A 16,106-nucleotide genomic window follows, 5' to 3' on the forward strand; every position below is an offset into this window, starting at 1 on the left:
CCGGATATAAGACATACTTTGTAAAGGCGGTAGCCTGGACGGATGCCGTACAAGACCATCGACGAGGTCGTCGAGCACGAGACCGAAGTACGGCGCTCCCGGTTCATCTGCGCGCTGGCCCCCGCCCCCGACGAGGCGGCGGCCCGCGCGTTCATCGCCGAACGGCGCCGGCTGTACGGCGACGCCACCCACAACTGCACGGCGTACGTGCTGGGCACCCGAGCCCAGAAGGCCGACGACGACGGCGAACCGGGGGGTACGGCGGGCACCCCGATGCTGGAGGTGCTGACCCGGCGCGGGTACGCCGACATCGTGGCGGTGGTGACCCGCTACTTCGGCGGGATCCTGCTGGGCGCCGGGGGACTGGCGCGGGCCTACGGCGGGGCGGTCGGGGAGACCCTGGACCGGGTCTCGCCGATCACCATGGTGGAGGCGCGGCTGGTCACGGTCACCATCTCGCACGCGCACGCGGGCCGCCTGGAGAACGACCTGCGCGCGGCCGGGCACGCTCCCCGCGATGTCTCCTACGCCGCGGAGGTGGCGTTCCGGGTGGCGGTGGCCGATCTGCCGTCCTTCACCGAGTGGCTGGCCACGGCGACCGCCGGGCGGGCCGCGGCGTTCTCGGGCGAGGAGGTGTTCGTGCCGGTCAGCCCTCCAGCGCGTACCGCATGACCCGGAACTTGGCCTGGGCCTCGGCGAGCTCGCTCGCCGGGTCGGATTCGGCCATGATGCCGCAGCCGGCGAACAGGCGGGCGCGGTTGCCGCGGACCTGGGCGCAGCGCAGGGCGATGCCCCACTCGCCGTCGCCGCGCGCGTCGATCCAGCCGACCGGGCCGGCGTAGCGGCCGCGGTCCATCTCTTCCAGCTCCTTGATGACCTCCAGCGCGGTGGCGGTCGGGGTGCCGCCGACGGCGGCCGTGGGGTGCAGGGCGGCCACCACGTCCAGCACCGAGGCCCCGTCGGAGAGCTTTCCGGTGACGCGGGTGGCCAGGTGCTGCACGTTCGGCAGGACCAGGAGTTCGGGGCGCTCGGGCACGTCCAGGGTCTCGCAGAGCGGGGTGAGCGCGTCCCGCACCGAGGCGACGGCGCAGACGTGCTCATACTGGTTCTTCTCGGTTTCGAGGGCCTTGGGATCGCTGTCGGCGGGCGTCGTCCCGGCCAGGACGAGCGACTCGATGGCGCGCCCGGTGTGCCGGACCAGGAGTTCCGGCGTGGAGCCGATCAGGGCGTCGGTGTTCGGTCCGCTGATGGAGAAGGTGTAGCAGTCGGGGTAGCGGGTGCTGAGGCGGCCGAGTAACGCCCGGGGATCGATGCGGTGCGGGGCGGTGGCCATGAGATCGCGGGCGAGCACCACCTTGTCCAGCCGGCCGCTCCCGATCTCCTTCACGGCGGTGCCCACCGCGTGCTCCCACTCCATCGCACTGAGCGCGCCGTCGTTGTAGCGGATGGGCCCGGGCAGGCGCACCGGAGTGACCAGATCCAGCGTGTCGTCACCGATCGTGGTCAGCCACGCCTTGCCGTCGCGCCGCGCGAGCACGGTCCTCGGCACGACCAACGTCGAACCGGCGGCGCCGGGATCGAAGGTGAACGCCCCGAACGCGACCGGCCCCGACCCGGGCAGATCGACCGGGTCGTCAATGTCGGCGGCACCGAAAAGCGCACTCAGCCAGGCCCTCGCCCACTCGAAACGCCCAGGTCCTGGGGGAATGATCGCGCGGGCCGCCTCCCCCCAGCCGACCAGTCCGTCGCCCTGGCGTATCCAGGCGAAGGGGGCGGTGTCGGGAAGCCGGGCGACGAGGTTGCCGGGGTCGTTCACCGGGGTAGTGCGAACGACTAAAGGACGATGCAGTCCGAGGGCGACACTCACCCGACCCACTTTACGCAGAAACTGAACGTGTTCGACATTCGGGTCGTCGGTTGCGCCGGGACTCCAGGACGCCCGGACGTCCCGCGTCGTGTCAAGGCCCGGTCAGGGCAGGGCGTGCCTACCAGGGCAAATGCGGGCCCGCGGCTAGCTTGAGTGTCCATGATCAAAAAGGTCGTTCCGGCCCTGGCGCTTGCCCTGACATTTCCTGGTACGGCGTTCGCCGATACCCCTGAACGGGGCGAGACGCCCCCACGGGTGGTGCTGGCGGCGTTGGGTGATTCGATCAGTGTGGGGTTCAACGCGTGTGGGTTGTATCTGGCCTGCCGGTCCCGGTCCTGGTCGATCGGGGACGACAAGGACGTCAACAGTCATTTCCTGCGGCTGCGAGCGGATGGCGGGAAGGTCGGCCGGCGCGCGCTCGCGGTGCCGGGGGCGACGAGTGCCGATCTGCTCCGGCAGGTCCGGCGGGCGGTGCGGGCCAAGGCGACCTACGTGACGCTGCTGGTCGGAGCGCAGGACGCCTGCACCCCGACCGAGCAGCGGATGACCCCGGTGGAGACCTACCGGGAGCGCCTGGACATGGCACTGGCCGAGCTCTCTCCGACCGGCGCGCGGCTGGTGGTGGCCAGCATTCCAGATGTGTACCGGCTCTGGCAGGTCGCCAAGGACAAGATCACGGCCAGGGTGTTCTGGACAGCGGGCCGGGTCTGTCAGTCGATGCTGGCCCGCCCAGGCTCACTCGCGGCCCCCGACGAGGCCCGCCGGCAGCGGGTACGGGAGCGGGTGCAGGCCTACAACGCCGAGCTCGCGGCGGCCTGCCAGGCGTACGGCCCGGACTGCCGCTATGACGGCGGCGCGGTGTTCGACTACCCGTTCACGCTGGCCGAGGTGAGTCCCTGGGACTACTTCCACCCGAACACCAAGGGCCAGCGAGCCCTGGCGGAGGTCACGTTCCGGTCCTTGGACGTTCCGGTGAAGGTGTGACGGCCTAGAGCCAGCCGTTGTGGCGGGCCAGGCGGGCGGCCTCGATGCGGTTGCGGGTGCCGGTTTTGGCGATGGCGGCGGACAGGTAGTTGCGTACCGTGCTCTCCGAGAGATGGAGGCGGGTGGCGACGTCGGCGATGGTGGCGCCGTCGGCGGAGGCGGCCAGGACCTGGCGTTCCCGGTCGGTCAGCGGGTTGGGGCCGGTGCTGAGCGCGGTGGCGGCCAGGGCCGGGTCGACCACGCGTTCCCCGGCCAGCACCCGCCGGATCGCGGCGGCCAGTTCCTCGACCGGCCCGTCCTTGACCAGGAAGCCGTACGCCCCGGCCTCCATGGCGCGGCGCAGGTAGCCGGGCCGGCCGAAGGTGGTGAGGATCAGCACCCGGCAGGCGGGCAGCCGGTCGCGCAGGTCGGCGGCGGCGTCCAGGCCGCTGCGGCCGGGCAGTTCGATGTCCAGCAGCGCCACGTCCGGCCGGGCCGCCAGCGCGGCGGGCAGCACCTGGTCCCCGGCGCCGACCTGCGCGACGACCTCGATGTCCGGTTCCAGGCCGAGCAGCAGGGCCAGCGCGCCGCGCATCATGCCCTGGTCCTCGGCCAGCAACACCCTGATCATGCCGGTACGGTCACCACCAGCCGGAACCCGTCGGCGCCTCCGGCGGTCAGGCTGCCCCCGGCGGCCTCGACGCGTTCCCGCAACCCGCCGAGACCGTTGCCCTCCCGGGCGCAGGAGGCTCCCCGGCCGTCGTCGGCGATCTCCAGGGTGATCGGGTCGGCCGTGGTGAGGGTGATCCGGCAGGTGCGGGCGCCGCTGTGGCGGAGCACGTTGGTGACCCCTTCGCGGACCGCCCAGCCGAGCAGGGCGTCGGTCTCCGGCGTCAGCCGTACGGGCTTGTCGGGGGCGGTGAGGGCGACGCCGGCGTCGGTGAGGGTGTCGAGGGCGGCGGCGAGTTCGGCCGCCAGACCCCGGCCGCGGTAGCCGGTGACGGCGGCGCGGACCTCGGCGAGGGCCTCGCGGCCGATGCGTTCGATGTCGGCGGCCTGCTGGGCGGCGGCCTCGCCGTCGGCGGGGGCCAGGCGGCGCACCACCTCGGCCTTGACGACCATCACCGAGAGGGTGTGGCCGAGCAGGTCGTGCAGGTCGCGGGAGAAGCGCAGCCGTTCCTCCGAGACCGCCACCCGGGCCAGTTCGGCGCGGGTGGCGGTGAGCTCGGCGATGGTGTCCCACAGCTGGACGATGATCCACGGGATGAACCCGGCCAGGAAGACGCCCCATCCGGCGATCATCAGGCCGACCGCGTCCAGGTCCTGCTGGATCGCGACCAGCAGGGCCAGCCCGGTGAGGGCCAGCAGCACCATCATGCCCCCGGCCCCGCGCACGGTGGCTCCGGCGGCGACGGCGGTCATGGTCAGCAGGAACGACCAGGCCCCCTGGAAGGTGAAGGCGAGGGCGACCGAGGTGATGGCCAGGGCGGGCAGGGCCAGGCGGACGGCCTTGCCGCGGTCGGTGAAGGCCAGGGTGGTGGTGCGCAGGTAGAGGGCGGCCGTGACGACGATGCCCGGCCAGGCCAGCCAGAGCGGGTGGTCCCGGCCGGAGAGGATGTCCAGGATGGGGAAGGCGACGAGCAGCACCCACACGTGGATACCGGCCCGGTCGCTGCGCACGGCGTCCATCAGACCACATCTCGCATGTCAGGTCAGGCGGCCGGCGCGGCGGAAGGCGTACCCGGCGTAGAGGGCGAACAGGGTGGACCAGGCGAGCAGGACGGCGGCCGAGCGGAGGTTGACGGTGTGGTCGAAGGCCAGGCTCCAGGAGAGGTTGGCGTAGCCGTTGACCGGGCTCCACTCGGAGATCGTGCGCAGCCAGCCGGGGAAGGTGGCGCTGGGCACCCACAGGCCGCCCACGACGGACATGGCCAGGTAGCCGGCCAGGTTGGCGGCGGCGGCGTTCTGCGGGGTGAGCAGGTAGCCGTTGCCGAGGGCGAACAGGCTGAACGGGATGGTGCCGATCCAGAGCATGACGGCGATGGCCAGCCACTGGCCGGGGTTGAGGCGCACGTGGTGGACCAGGGCGCCGGCGGCCAGCACCAGGGCGAGGGCGGGGACGACGATGATCGCGGCGGTGGCGGTCTTGCCGGCCGGGACGCGCCAGGGGGCGATCGGGATGAGGCGGAGTTGCCGGAGCCAGCCGGTCTGCTTGTCCTCGGCGGTGCCGGTGCCGTTGCTGAAGACGCCGCCGAGCGCGCCGTAGGCGGCCATGGCGATCATGGAGTACAGGGCGCCGTCGGCGCGGACCTCGGCGGGGATGGTCAGGGTGCTGAAGATCAGGTAGAGGGTGACGGGGATGACCAGGCCCATCACCACGTATCCGGTGTCGCGGACGGTCTTGGCGGCTTCCAGGCGGATGTAGGCGATCATCGGTACCCCTCCGGGTCGGTCAGGGCGAGGAAGGCGTCCTCCAGCGGGCTGCCGGGGGTCAGGTGGGCAGCCTCGCGCAGGTCGGCGGCGGTGCCGTCGGCGACCACGCGGCCGTGGGCGAGGAGCACGATGCGGTCGGCGTGCCGGTCGGCCTCCTCCAGGTAGTGGGTGGCGAACACGATGGTCCTGCCGTCCTCGGCGAGGTGGCGCATGGCGGTCCAGAACTCGCGGCGGGCGGCCACGTCCAGGGCGGCGGTGGGTTCGTCCAGGATGAGCAGACGGGGGTCGCCGGCCAGGGCCATGGCCAGGCGCACGCGCTGGCGCTGGCCGCCGGAGAGGCGTTCCAGGCGTTTGCGTTCCAGGCCGCCGATCTGGGCGGTGGTGATCAGCTCAGGGAGGGGGAGGGGGGTGGGGTAGGTCGCGCGGGTGAAGGTGAGGAGCTCGCGGACGGTGACCCGGTTGGGGGTGCCTCCTTCCTGCTGCATCGCCCCGACCAGCCCGTTCCGTACGGCGTTCGCCGCCGTTTGCCCATAAACCGTGATCTGGCCTTGGTCCGGGGGGAGGAGGCCGAGCATCAGGGCGATGGTGGTGGACTTGCCGGCGCCGTTGGGGCCGAGGAGGGCGATGGTCTGGCCCTGGGGGATGGCGAGGGAGACGCCGGCTACGGCTCTCACGTCCTGATAGGACTTGTGCACACCGGTGAGGGTGACTGCGTCTGTCATGGTCAGGACGGTATTTCGGGGGGTGGTGGCCGGGGCAGGCCGTGGTCTCCCGAATCTCCTGGGACAAATGTCCCAAGCGAATCTGGGCGCTCGGCTGGCGTCGTTTAGAAACCCCTCAGCAAGGTGGCCAGCTCGATCGGGCGGGAGAACATCGGCCAGTGGCTGGTGGGCAGTTCCCTGATGTCCCACTCCGGGCCGTTGATTCCGGTGAAGAAGGGGTGTCCCTGGGCCATCAGCTCCTGGATCTGGGGGAGCGGGAACGTGCAGCTCACCAGGGTTTTGGGGAGTTTGTCGACGGCGCCGGTGAGCGTGCAGGGCTGGTTGAGCGGGCCGAGCGGGTGGTCGGTGGCGCGGGCGGTGATCAGGGCTCTGGCCTCGGGGGTGAGGCCGTCGAGGCGGGTGCCGGCACGTTCGTGGGTTTCCAGGGGGACGAAGGGGACGCGGTAGCCGTCCACGACGGCGACGTTCTCCCGGCCCATGAGGTCGATCTGGGCCAGGCCGTTGGGTACGGGGCCGCTGTCGACGTACACCAGGCGGGCGATCCGGCCGGGGATGCGGTCGGCGGCGGCGGTGACCAGGCCGCCGTTGCCGCTGTGGCCGACCAGGACGACGTCGTGCAGGTCCTCGTAGGTGATGAGGTTGACCAGGTCGGCGATGTGATCGTCGAGGGTGAGGGCGGGGGAGTTGAGGTGCTCACGGTCGGCGACGCCGGTCAGGGTGACCGGGTAGGCGGTGTGGCCGTGGCGGCGGAGTTCGTGGGTGACCTGCTGCCAGGCCCAGGCGCCGAGCCAGAGGCCGGGGACGAGGACGTAGGTGCTCATTCGCTGCTCCTTTGCTGGATGGTGGCTCGACTGTAGGGATATATCCGGACAGAATCGGTCCTGATATGTCGACGAATCGGGTTCTCGCGTTGCTGGAGTTGCTCCAGGCCCGGCCTGGACTGACCGGGCCGGAACTGGCCGCGCGGCTGGCGGTGGACGAGCGGACGGTACGGCGGTACGCGGCGCGGCTGACCGACCTGGGCGTGCCGGTCGAGGCGGATCGGGGGCGCTATGGGGGTTACCGGTTGTCGCCGGGCTACCGGCTGCCGCCGTTGATGCTGACGGAGGACGAGGCGGCGGCGGTGGTGCTGGGGTTGCTGGTGGGGCGGCACAGCGGGGTGGCCGCGGGGACGGAGAGCGCGCTGGCGAAGATCGAACGGGTGTTGCCGCGGGGGCTGCGGGAGCGGGTCCGGGCGGTGGAGGAGACGGTGGGGCTGACCTCCCGGCGTTTCGAGGGAAGGGCGTCCGGGTCGGTGTTGCTGTCGCTGGCGGAGGCGGTGCGCGGGTCACGGCGGGTGCGGGTGGCGTACCGGTCGTTCGGGGGGCGGGTGAGTGAGCGGGAGGTGGATCCGTACGGGCTGGTGTTCCATTCGGGGCGCTGGTACGTGACGGGGTTCGACCATGCGCGGGGCGAGGTGCGGACGTTCCGGGTTGATCGGGTGGGTGCGCTGGAGGTGCTGGGGGAGGGATTCGAGGCCCCGGAGGAGTTCGACCCGGTGGCCGCGGTGATGGACGGGCTGGCCAGGGTGCCGTACCGGTATGAGGTGGAGGTGGTGGTGCATGCGGAGCCGGCGGAGGTGCGGCGGCGGCTTCCGGCGTCGCTGGCGGTGCTGACGGAGGTGGAGTCGGGGGTGCGGCTGGTGGCCCGGGTGGAGCGCCTGGAGGGGATGGCGCAGGCGCTGGCGGGTTTGGGCTGGCCTTTCACGGTGGTACGACCGGCGGAGTTGCGGGTGGCGGTCGCGGAGCTGGCGGAGCGGTTGCGGTCGTGGGCGGGCGAGCCTGATCCCGACAAATAGGATGTCCTTGACGAAAAGACTTGTCGGTGTCAGGCTGCCTGATATGGAAGAAGTGGCGGTCATTGAGGATCCGGCGGCGGCGGAGGCCTCACTGGACCCCATCCGCGCCCGGCTCCTCGCGGAGCTGGCGGTTCCCGGTTCGGCCACGATGCTGGCGGCGAAGACCGGTCTGCCCCGGCAGAAGGTGAACTATCACCTGAAGACGCTGGAGCGGCATGGGCTGGTCGAGTTGCTGGAGGAGCGGCGGAAGGGGAACGTCAACGAGCGGGTGATGCGGGCGACGGCCGCCGCGTACGTGATCTCTCCGGCGGCACTGCCGACCGTCCAGCCGGACCCGGCGCGGTCTCCGGATCGCCTGTCGGCGCGCTGGCTGCTGGCCGTGGCCGCGCAGCTGGTCCGCGACGTGGGGGCCCTGATCACGGGCGCCACCGCGGCTCGCAAGCGCCTGGCCACCTTCGCCATCGACGGCACGGTCCGTTTCGCCTCGGCGGCCGATCGCGCGGCGTTCGCCGACGAGCTCGCCACCGCGGTCGCCGCGCTGGTCAGTAAGTACCACGACGAGTCCGCCGAGAACGGCCGTGACCATCGCATCGTGGTCGCGGTGCACCCCAGCGTCCCGCCCGAGAGCAGACCGGGCTAGGCGTCGGCCGCCTGTGGTTCAAGCGTCCTGGACAAGCTAGAGCGGGAAGGGGGCCGCGACGGGGAAGGCAGCTGCCGCATCGTGGCGAAAGGCCATGATCAGCAGCGTGGCGATCAGGGTGGCGATCAACAACCAGCTGACGGCGATGACCACTGTCGACCGGCGGGGGCGCCGCCGCCGGCGGCGGTCGCCACGGCGCCGTCCGTGTTCTCCGCGCGCCACGCGCTCGTTGAATGACTCCAGGCGCGCGGCGAGCCGTGGATCCTCATCGCTGAGGTGCCGCTCGATCATCGCCAGCATTCGCTCTTCATCCTGCGACCAGGCCATGGCGCACCTCCCCGGGATGCAAGGTGTGTGCCGACGTTCTGCCCAATCGGGAAGATCGTTAGCCGTTTGTCGGGCGGGTATTTACCGCGTGTTGACACCACCGGGCAGCTCGGCCCGTAAAGCCGGTCTGCCGCTGAACCGCCCTGGCATACAGCAAAAACTCGGTGTGATCATGCCGACGCGGAACGCGGTTGAGCCCGGGGGCGGGTTGTCGCGATCAGAGGGCGTTGAGGAAGCGGGCGGCGATCGGGGCGGCGACCTTGCCGCCTCCGCCGCCTCCTTCCACCACCACGGCGAAGGCGAGGTCGCCGCGGAAGCCGTGGAACCAGGCGTGGGACTCCAGGACGTCGCCGGTGCCGAATTCGGCGGTGCCGGTCTTGCCGTGGGTGCCGGAGGGCAGGCCGGCGGCTTTGGCGGTGCCCTTGGTGACGACGGCGCGCATCATGGTGCGGAGCTGGTCGGCGACGCCGTCGGGGAGGGGCTGTTCGGTGGCCTTCTGCTTGAGGCCGGGGACGAGGGTGGGCGGGCGCCAGGTGCCGTCGGCGACGGCGGCGGCGACCGTGGCCATGATCAGGGGGCTGGTGGTGATCTTGGCCTGGCCGAAGGATTCTGCGGCGAGTTCGGCGTCGCTGGTGGCGCGGGGCATGCTGGCCGTGGTGGCGGGGACGCCGATGTTGAGGGGCTGGTTGAAGCCGAGCGCGGTGGCGGTGGCCTGCAGCTTGGCGGCGCTGAGGTGGTCCTTGGTCAGGGGGGCGAAGGTGGTGTTGCAGGAGTGGGCGTAGGAGTCGAGGAAGGTGAGGTTGCCGTAGGCGGCGTGGTCGCTGTTGCGGATCTTGAGGCCGCCGACGTTGGCGTCCTTGGGGCAGGTGACCTGCTCACCGGAGGTGAGGCCGTTGGCGAGCAGGCCGACGGCGGTGACGGTCTTGAAGGTGGAGCCGGGGGCGTAGTTGCCGTCCAGGGCGCGGTTGAAGCCGCCGACGTTGTTGACGACGGCGAGGATCTCGCCGGTGGAGGGGCGCACGGCCACCAGGGAGGTGGGCTTCTCCACGGCGGTTACGGCGTTGGCGGCGGCCTGCTGGATGGTCAGGTCGAGGCTGGTTTTCAGGGGTTTGCCGTCGGTGCCGTCGATGGTGGCCAGGGTTTGCTCGCCGGCCAGGATGTGGGTGGTGGGGGTGCCGGCGAGGCGGCGCTGGAAGGTCTCCTGGAGTCCGCCGCGGCCGACGGCCTGCCCGCGCCGGTAGGCGGGCCCGAGCTTCTTGACGTCCTTGTCGTCGGCCTTGTCGAGGAAGCCGACGAGTTGCTGCACGGATCCGCCGACGTTGCCGCCGTCGATGCGGGCGCCTGCGGCGTCGGTGACGGCGGCGCGGGTGGGCCAGGTGGTCTTGAGTTTGAGGTGGGTGTTGCCGTCCAGGGCGGGGTGGACGGCTTTGGGGGTCCAGTCGACCTTCCAGTGGCGGTCGGCGACGGTGAGGTCGAAGGTGCCGTCGTAGGTCCACTCGCCGATGTTCTTGAGGGTGGCGGTGGCGGTGTACGCGGCGCTGGCGCGGTCGTCCTGGCCGGGGGTGACCTGGCCGAGGGTGATCTTGACGCCGGTGGCGTTGAGGTTCTTGGTGAGTTCGGCGTAGGCGGCGTCGAAGCCGGTGGTGGCCGGGGTGGCCAGTTCGGCCTTCATGGCGGTGAGGTCGCCGCGGGACCAGGCGGCGGTGAAGCGCTGGGCGGTTTCCTGGGGGGTGCCACGCGTGTGCAACAGGTACCAGGCGCCGCCGGCGGCCCCTCCTGCGACGAGTACGGCTGCCGTCGTGATGATGGCGATGGTGCGTCCGCGCATTAAGGCCCCCCTGTTATGTCGGTGGAGAGCCTACCTTGCCCGTTTCGTTATCTTGGCTATTTGTCAGGCATTGGGGCGTTTCGCGTACGTGGGGACGTATTCCTGGCCGGAGAGGCGCTGGATGGCGGCCATCACCTCGTCGGTGACCTGGCGGCGGTCCCGGGCGCGCCCGGGGTCGCCGGTGAAGGCCAGCGGTTCACCGATGCGTACGGCGATGCGGTGGAGCCGGGGGAGGCTGGAGCCGGGCGGGAGGACCTTCTCGGTGCCGATCATGGCGACGGGGAGGACGGGGGCGCCGGTGGTTAGGGCCAGCCAGGCGACGCCGATCTTGCCCTTGTAGAGGCGGCCGTCGGGGGAGCGGGTGCCCTCGGGGTAGATGCCGAAGAGCTCGCCGGCCTTGAGCACGCCGGCCGCGGCGTCCAGCATGTCCTGGGCGGCGGTGGCGCTGTCCCGGTCGATGGCGAGGTTGCCCTGCATGATCATCTTGGTGATGGGGTTGCCCGAGGTGAAGTACTCGTTCTTGGCCACGAACGTCACCCGGCGGGGGAGCAGCGCGGGCAGGAAGAAGGAGTCCAGCACCGACAGGTGGTTGGAGGCCAGAATGGCCGGCCCCTGTGCCGGAACGTGCTGCCGCCCGTCGATCCTCGCCCGCCACAGCACATGCACGGCCGGGGTGCTGAGAAATTTGGCGACAGTGTAGAACACGGGCACTCCTCCGAAAGACGACCAGGTCAAGCGTAGTTCCCCACACCGCCCACCACCCGCCGCGCCTATCCCGGCGCGCCGAATGCCGCGCCAGACGCCGAATGCCTCCGCGCACCTGGTGCGCGGAGGCATTCACGAAGTTCAGGCCGGTGTGGTGGTCGCCTCCTCGGCGAGATGCACAACACGGCTCCAGCCGAACGGTATTCCGTGAAGGCGGTAAATGCGGCCCGGGGGACACATCCACACCGGCACATGTAGTTAACCACACAGCCAAAGTCCTTGTTCCCAGCAACATCCCGTCCGGCGCGCCGCGCCCGGATCAGTTCACCCGGGCCCAGAGGCCGTACGGGTCCCGTCCGGGGCGGAACCCGCAGGCCTCCGCCAGGTCCGCCGCCTCCCGGAAACCGTGCGCCACGGCCGAGGGGACATGGGCGTCGCTTCCGAAGCTGACCGCTTCGCCGCCTTCTTCGTGCCACCAGGTCACGAGAACCGGGTGCAGGGGCACCCTTGTGTTGATCTCAAGAGCTCTGCCCGACTGCGCGGTCATCCGCAGCGCGTACCGAAACTCCTCCTCGAACGCCGTGGGGTCGAACGGGCCGACCTCCCGGCTCGGCCAGTGGCGGACGGGATAGTCGATGTGGGTCAGCACGGAGAACACCTCGCTTCCGGCCACAAGCTTGGCGATCTCCGCCAGGTACTCCCGGACGACCTCGGCCGCGGGCCGCTGCCCGTACAGGTGCGACGGCTCGGCGAACCCGCCCCCGTCCGGAAGGCAGTGCAGGGAGCCGAGCACGCGATCGAACCGCCCGGCGGCGAGCAGCTTCGCGGTGGCCGCCGCGTGCCAATGAGGCTCCCCCAGCTCCAGGCCGCTGAGGATCCGAAGGTCCGGAAACCGTTCGCGGCACCTTTCGATCGCCTCCAGGTACCCACCCGCGTCGAACGCCGGCGGAGTCAGCAGCCCGTCCGGCGTGCTCAAAGCCAGGAGATGGTCGTTTTCCTCCAGAACATCGGGCGTGACCCTCAAGACCGTGTAGTCGACGTGCTCGGTGAAGGCGATCGCGGGCAGCCCGAGCTCCACCGCCCGCGCGCAGGATCGCTCCATCGAGGCCAGTGGAGCGTCCCAGGACCATTCGCTGTGCACGTGGCTGTCCGCAGGCAACATCATCGGAATCTACCGTTCTCGGCATATCAACCGTCCAGCGTTGCTTCGCCCCCCATGCGGTGATCCGCGTTAGGCCGTCCACAGTGCGTGAGCATTGGATGCTTTCCCGGTGAGTAATCCGATAATCTCGCGAGACCGACAGGGCCGGGAGCGGCTGGGCGAGGCGTAGGGGATGATGCGGGAGGACGGGCAGTTCACGCCGAGGGAGGCGAACGCGCTCTGCCGGAGCGCCGAGGAGCTTCTCGCCAAGGCCGGAACTCTCCTACGGGACCACGAGGTCGTACGCGGGCTCGCCGCCAGGACGCTGGGGGCGCTGCGCGTCGAGCGTGCCAGGGCGGAACTGGCGACGGTGCCGGTGGCGCGCATCAAGGATGTCACCGAGGGTCGACTGCGGATCAGTGCCCTGGAAGAAGCCGGATACGCGACGGTTCTCGATGTCTGCGACGCCTCGGTGTACCGGCTTCATCAGGTTCCCGGTATCGGGGTGCGCAGCGCGAGGCAGATTCTGGCGGCGGCCAACCAGATCGCCCAGGCCGCCGTCGACGCCGTGAGCATCCGCGTCGACGCCGACCGCCGTGATACCCCGACCACCGATCTGCTGATCGCGTTACAGACGCTGGTGCAGGCCGGCCCTGATCTGAACCGCACGGTGCGGGTCGCCCGCCAGTTCAGCGACCGGCTGGGGCCGCTGCTGGCCGTCACCCGCCCCGCCCGCAGTCGGCTGCGCGGCTGGATCGCCGGCTCGCGTCGCCGGGAGCGCGCTCAGGCGGCGCTGTCGGAGATCGCCGAGGTGCTGGCCGGAGCGCCCTCCGACATCGGGCTCCTGCTTGCCCAGGTCACCGCGGATCTGCTGATCCCGCCGGTGCCTGACGTGGTGGCGTGGGCGGACTTCGCGTACCGTCCAGCCGAGTATTACGCGCTGCTCACCGAACTGGCCGGTGAGCCTGTCACCGCCGGCCTCGGCCTGCTCCCCGACGATCTTGTCGCGCGTGTGATCGCGCAGGAACTCGACGATACGCATCGGCGGGTGTCCCTGCGCGGCTACCAGGCGTTCGGTGCACGCTTCGCGCTCGCCCAGGGGCGGGTGATTCTCGGAGACCAGATGGGTCTGGGAAAGACGATCGAGGCCATCGCCGCACTGGCGCATCTGAGAAGCGAGAACGCGACCCATTTCCTGGTCATCTGCCCGACCAGCGTGCTGATCAACTGGGTGCGGGAAATCGAGAACAGAAGCGCCTTGCCCGCCTACGGGCTGCACGGCCCGTTCGCGTCGGAGGCGCAGGCGGAGTGGGTACGGCGGGGCGGGGTGGCCGTGGTGACGCTGGGAAGCGTACACCGGCTGGAGATCCCCACCGAGGTCGCCGTCGGCATGCTCGTCGTGGACGAGGCGCATCTGGTGAAGAACCGGCAGGCCCGGCGGTCCAAGGCGGTCGAACGGTGGTGCGGCCGGGTCGAACGGGTGCTTTTCCTCACTGGTACGCCGATGGAGAACCGCGTCGAGGAGTTCCGCACGCTCATCTCCTACCTGCGGCCCACCCTCGCCGAGAACTTACGGGCCTCGGACGTCGTCGCGGGCGCTCAGGCGTTCCGGAAGGCGGTCGCCCCGGCCTATCTGCGGCGTAACCAGGAGGACGTGCTCGCGGAACTACCCATGCGTGTGGACTCCGAGGACTGGATCGAGCTCAGTGACGCGGATGTGGCCGCCTACCGGGCGGCGGTGGTCCGGCGGAACTTCATGGCGATGCGACGCGCGGCCTACGCGGTGCCGGCCACGTCGGCGAAACTCAGGCGGCTGCTGGAGTTGGTGGAGGACGCGCGTGACAACAGTTTGAAGGTGCTGGTCTTCTCCTATTTTCGCGACGTGCTGGCCACAGTGGCCGAAGCGTTGGGCGGCGCCGTGCACGGCCCGATCTCCGGCGCTGTGACGCCCGCGCGCCGTCAGCAGATCGTCGATGCCTTCTCCGCCGCGGCCGGGCATGCGGTTCTGCTGAGCCAGATCGAGGCCGGTGGCACCGGTCTCAACATCCAGGCCGCCTCAGTGGTGATCCTTTGTGAGCCGCAACTCAAACCGAGCGTGGAAAGCCAGGCCGTGGCCCGGGTGCATCGGATGGGACAGATCCGCACGGTCCAGGTTCACCGGCTCCTGGCGGTGGACTCGGTGGATCAACGGCTGCTGGAACTGCTCGACGCGAAGGAGAGGCTTTTCCAGGAGTACGCCCACCGTAGCGACCTCGCCGAACGTACGCCCGACGCCTTGGACATCTCCGATCAGTCGCTCGCCCAGCAGATTATCGAGGAGGAGCAGCGCCGCCTCATGATCACTTCGGATGATCTTAGGAACGCTGAGGCGCAGGACGCCGGGTCGGCGTAGGCCGGCCGGTTTTTGTCGGGGGCGGCTCGTAGGGTTCGAGCGTGGATGTGTTGGGTGAGCGGGCGTTGAACCGGGCCCTGCTGGCGCGTCAGGGGCTGCTGGAGCCGTTGGCCGGTGGGGTCGGCGAGGTGGTGGGCGCTGTCGGGGCGCTGCAGATGCAGTACTGGCCCGCGCTGGGTCCGGCGTTGTGGAGCCGGATGGCCGGGGTGGAGCCGGATGCGGGGTTCCGGGCGCATGCCGATGGGGCTGTGCTGACCGGGACCTTGTTGCGGGGGACGATTCACACGGTGGCGGCCGGGCAGTACGGGGCGTACGCGGCGGTGGCGGCGGCCTCGCGGGTGGCGCAGTGGCGTGCCGGAGGCGACCCTGGGCCGGGGGTCGGGGAGTTGCTGGCGGTGCTGCGCGAGCGGGGGACCTCGGCGCGGCCGGTCGCCGAGTTGGTGGAGATCGTCGAGAAGTGGGTGGCCGATCATCCCGGGGCGGTGAGTGAGGCCGAGGCGGCGGCGCAGCGGCAGTACAAGTGGTTCGGGCTGATGATCAGGGCTGGTTTCGTTCGGGTCCCCGCCGACGGGGTCTGGAGTCCCAAGACGCCCGCGCATTTCCTGCTGTCACCGGTCGTCGACCGGCCCGTCCTCGATGAGGCGCTGAAGTCGGTCATCCGCCTGCATCTGGCGGCCTTCGGCCCGGCCGCCGCCGAAGACGTCGCCCACTGGATCGGCTGGAACATCACGCCCGTGCGTGCCGCCCTCCGTCAGATGACCGAGTTGCTCCAATTCTCCGACGAGTCCGGCCGCACCCTGTACGACCACCCCGACTCCCCACGCCCCGGCCCCGACACCCCCGCCCCGGTCCGCCTCCTGCCGTGGTTCGACAGCACCCTGCTCGCCTACGCCCCCGGACACCGCACCCGCCTGCTCCCCGAGCCCTACCGCGACTCCGTCTACGTCAAGGTCAACGGCCAGATCCGCCCCACCTTCCTGGTCGACGGCATGGTCGCCGGAACCTGGTCGCTGGCCGCGACCCGGCGCACCGCCACCCTGACGCTGACTCCCTTACAGCCCATCCCGCCCGCCACGCGCAGGAAATTGACCACCGAAGCGGAAAGGCTGACCGCGTTCTGCCATCCCGAAGCCGGTGACCATCAGGTCATTCTGGAATCCCAATAAAACCTGACGTGGCTGAAACGAAGGCAGAGAATTCGGCGAATCTCTGCTGATGCCTGATTTCGGGCATCGCCGGCTTCGGCAGCGG

Annotated in this window: 16 protein-coding genes; 6 read left to right on the forward strand and 10 right to left on the reverse strand. The window is 70.5% G+C overall.

Translation table 11 applies throughout. From position 1 onward, the window contains the following. The first annotated feature begins 42 nt into the window (after nucleotides 1-42). Nucleotides 43-672 carry an IMPACT family protein gene (locus tag KIP79_RS01410; RefSeq protein ID WP_214102804.1) on the forward strand — a complete coding sequence of 210 codons (630 nt, stop codon included), beginning with the start codon at nucleotides 43-45 and terminating at the stop codon, nucleotides 670-672. Here KIP79_RS01410 and KIP79_RS01415 read toward each other — a convergent pair. After that, nucleotides 647-1,867, reverse strand: a complete 1,221-nt coding sequence (locus KIP79_RS01415) for an isochorismate synthase (protein WP_214102805.1) — start codon at nucleotides 1,865-1,867, stop codon at nucleotides 647-649. The genes KIP79_RS01410 and KIP79_RS01415 overlap by 26 nt on opposite strands. A gap of 159 nt (nucleotides 1,868-2,026) precedes the next feature. On the opposite strand from KIP79_RS01415, the gene KIP79_RS01420 reads away from it, so the two are divergent. Further along, nucleotides 2,027-2,851, forward strand: coding sequence for a GDSL-type esterase/lipase family protein (locus KIP79_RS01420; protein WP_214102806.1), 825 nt, complete (start codon nucleotides 2,027-2,029; stop codon nucleotides 2,849-2,851). 4 nt (nucleotides 2,852-2,855) lie between these two features. On the opposite strand, the gene KIP79_RS01425 is transcribed toward KIP79_RS01420, so the two are convergent. From KIP79_RS01425 to KIP79_RS01445, 5 genes are all read right to left on the reverse strand, one after another. Next, on the reverse strand, nucleotides 2,856-3,461 hold the full coding sequence (locus KIP79_RS01425) for a response regulator transcription factor (RefSeq protein WP_214102807.1): 606 nt from the start codon (nucleotides 3,459-3,461) through the stop codon (nucleotides 2,856-2,858). Then, nucleotides 3,458-4,519 carry a sensor histidine kinase gene (locus tag KIP79_RS01430; RefSeq protein WP_214102808.1) on the reverse strand — a complete coding sequence of 354 codons (1,062 nt, stop codon included), beginning with the start codon at nucleotides 4,517-4,519 and terminating at the stop codon, nucleotides 3,458-3,460. The genes KIP79_RS01425 and KIP79_RS01430 overlap by 4 nt, the downstream gene beginning before the upstream one ends. Nucleotides 4,520-4,537: 18 nt before the next feature. Further along, nucleotides 4,538-5,263 carry an ABC transporter permease gene (locus KIP79_RS01435; RefSeq protein WP_214102809.1) on the reverse strand — a complete coding sequence of 242 codons (726 nt, stop codon included), beginning with the start codon at nucleotides 5,261-5,263 and terminating at the stop codon, nucleotides 4,538-4,540. Then, entirely contained in the window at nucleotides 5,260-5,985 is a 726-nt protein-coding gene (locus KIP79_RS01440; protein WP_214102810.1) for an ABC transporter ATP-binding protein, read from the reverse strand. Before KIP79_RS01440 ends, KIP79_RS01435 begins: the two co-directional genes overlap by 4 nt. Nucleotides 5,986-6,089: 104 nt before the next feature. Continuing rightward, on the reverse strand, nucleotides 6,090-6,806 hold the full coding sequence (locus KIP79_RS01445; RefSeq protein ID WP_214102811.1) for an alpha/beta fold hydrolase: 717 nt from the start codon (nucleotides 6,804-6,806) through the stop codon (nucleotides 6,090-6,092). Nucleotides 6,807-6,871: 65 nt separating this feature from the next. On the opposite strand from KIP79_RS01445, the gene KIP79_RS01450 reads away from it, so the two are divergent. Together KIP79_RS01450 and KIP79_RS01455 are read left to right on the forward strand one after the other, a co-directional pair. Beyond that, a complete protein-coding gene (locus KIP79_RS01450) occupies nucleotides 6,872-7,822 on the forward strand; it encodes a helix-turn-helix transcriptional regulator (RefSeq protein ID WP_214102812.1) in 951 nt (316 codons plus the stop codon). 43 nt (nucleotides 7,823-7,865) lie between these two features. After that, nucleotides 7,866-8,462 carry an ArsR/SmtB family transcription factor gene (locus KIP79_RS01455; RefSeq protein WP_214102813.1) on the forward strand — a complete coding sequence of 199 codons (597 nt, stop codon included), beginning with the start codon at nucleotides 7,866-7,868 and terminating at the stop codon, nucleotides 8,460-8,462. Nucleotides 8,463-8,498: 36 nt separating this feature from the next. On the opposite strand, the gene KIP79_RS01460 is transcribed toward KIP79_RS01455, so the two are convergent. The 4 genes from KIP79_RS01460 to KIP79_RS01475 all read right to left on the reverse strand — a co-directional run bounded on the left by KIP79_RS01460 (nucleotide 8,499) and on the right by KIP79_RS01475 (nucleotide 12,487). Beyond that, nucleotides 8,499-8,789 carry a DUF3040 domain-containing protein gene (locus KIP79_RS01460; protein ID WP_214102814.1) on the reverse strand — a complete coding sequence of 97 codons (291 nt, stop codon included), beginning with the start codon at nucleotides 8,787-8,789 and terminating at the stop codon, nucleotides 8,499-8,501. Between the two features lie 217 nt (nucleotides 8,790-9,006). Further along, entirely contained in the window at nucleotides 9,007-10,617 is a 1,611-nt protein-coding gene (locus KIP79_RS01465; RefSeq protein ID WP_214102815.1) for a penicillin-binding transpeptidase domain-containing protein, read from the reverse strand. Between the two features lie 63 nt (nucleotides 10,618-10,680). Further along, nucleotides 10,681-11,328, reverse strand: a complete 648-nt coding sequence (locus KIP79_RS01470; protein ID WP_372453506.1) for a lysophospholipid acyltransferase family protein — start codon at nucleotides 11,326-11,328, stop codon at nucleotides 10,681-10,683. Nucleotides 11,329-11,641: 313 nt separating this feature from the next. Then, nucleotides 11,642-12,487, reverse strand: a complete 846-nt coding sequence (locus KIP79_RS01475) for a PHP domain-containing protein (RefSeq protein WP_214102817.1) — start codon at nucleotides 12,485-12,487, stop codon at nucleotides 11,642-11,644. Nucleotides 12,488-12,656: 169 nt separating this feature from the next. Here KIP79_RS01475 and KIP79_RS01480 point away from each other — a divergent pair, with 169 nt between their 5' ends. Together KIP79_RS01480 and KIP79_RS01485 are read left to right on the forward strand one after the other, a co-directional pair. Further along, the gene (locus KIP79_RS01480) at nucleotides 12,657-14,855 is read left to right on the forward strand and encodes a DEAD/DEAH box helicase (RefSeq protein WP_214102818.1); all 2,199 of its coding nucleotides are present in this window, start codon (nucleotides 12,657-12,659) and stop codon (nucleotides 14,853-14,855) included. 41 nt (nucleotides 14,856-14,896) lie between these two features. Further along, nucleotides 14,897-16,021, forward strand: coding sequence for a winged helix DNA-binding domain-containing protein (locus KIP79_RS01485; RefSeq protein WP_214102819.1), 1,125 nt, complete (start codon nucleotides 14,897-14,899; stop codon nucleotides 16,019-16,021). The last annotated feature ends 85 nt before the right edge of the window (nucleotides 16,022-16,106 follow it).

Source organism: Acrocarpospora catenulata (genome assembly GCF_018476525.1).
In the GTDB taxonomy this organism is placed as follows: domain Bacteria; phylum Actinomycetota; class Actinomycetes; order Streptosporangiales; family Streptosporangiaceae; genus Acrocarpospora; species Acrocarpospora catenulata.

Coding starts and splice junctions, on each gene's coding strand:
- KIP79_RS01450 (WP_214102812.1), top strand. CDS start 6,872: ATGTCGACGAATCGGGTTCTCGCGTTGCTGGAGTTGCTCCAGGCCCGG.
- KIP79_RS01480 (WP_214102818.1), top strand. CDS start 12,657: ATGATGCGGGAGGACGGGCAGTTCACGCCGAGGGAGGCGAACGCGCTC.
- KIP79_RS01425 (WP_214102807.1), bottom strand. CDS start 3,461: ATGATCAGGGTGTTGCTGGCCGAGGACCAGGGCATGATGCGCGGCGCG.
- KIP79_RS01460 (WP_214102814.1), bottom strand. CDS start 8,789: ATGGCCTGGTCGCAGGATGAAGAGCGAATGCTGGCGATGATCGAGCGG.
- KIP79_RS01475 (WP_214102817.1), bottom strand. CDS start 12,487: ATGATGTTGCCTGCGGACAGCCACGTGCACAGCGAATGGTCCTGGGAC.
- KIP79_RS01465 (WP_214102815.1), bottom strand. CDS start 10,617: ATGCGCGGACGCACCATCGCCATCATCACGACGGCAGCCGTACTCGTC.
- KIP79_RS01430 (WP_214102808.1), bottom strand. CDS start 4,519: ATGGACGCCGTGCGCAGCGACCGGGCCGGTATCCACGTGTGGGTGCTG.
- KIP79_RS01410 (WP_214102804.1), top strand. CDS start 43: ATGCCGTACAAGACCATCGACGAGGTCGTCGAGCACGAGACCGAAGTA.
- KIP79_RS01445 (WP_214102811.1), bottom strand. CDS start 6,806: ATGAGCACCTACGTCCTCGTCCCCGGCCTCTGGCTCGGCGCCTGGGCC.
- KIP79_RS01455 (WP_214102813.1), top strand. CDS start 7,866: ATGGAAGAAGTGGCGGTCATTGAGGATCCGGCGGCGGCGGAGGCCTCA.
- KIP79_RS01420 (WP_214102806.1), top strand. CDS start 2,027: ATGATCAAAAAGGTCGTTCCGGCCCTGGCGCTTGCCCTGACATTTCCT.
- KIP79_RS01435 (WP_214102809.1), bottom strand. CDS start 5,263: ATGATCGCCTACATCCGCCTGGAAGCCGCCAAGACCGTCCGCGACACC.
- KIP79_RS01440 (WP_214102810.1), bottom strand. CDS start 5,985: ATGACAGACGCAGTCACCCTCACCGGTGTGCACAAGTCCTATCAGGAC.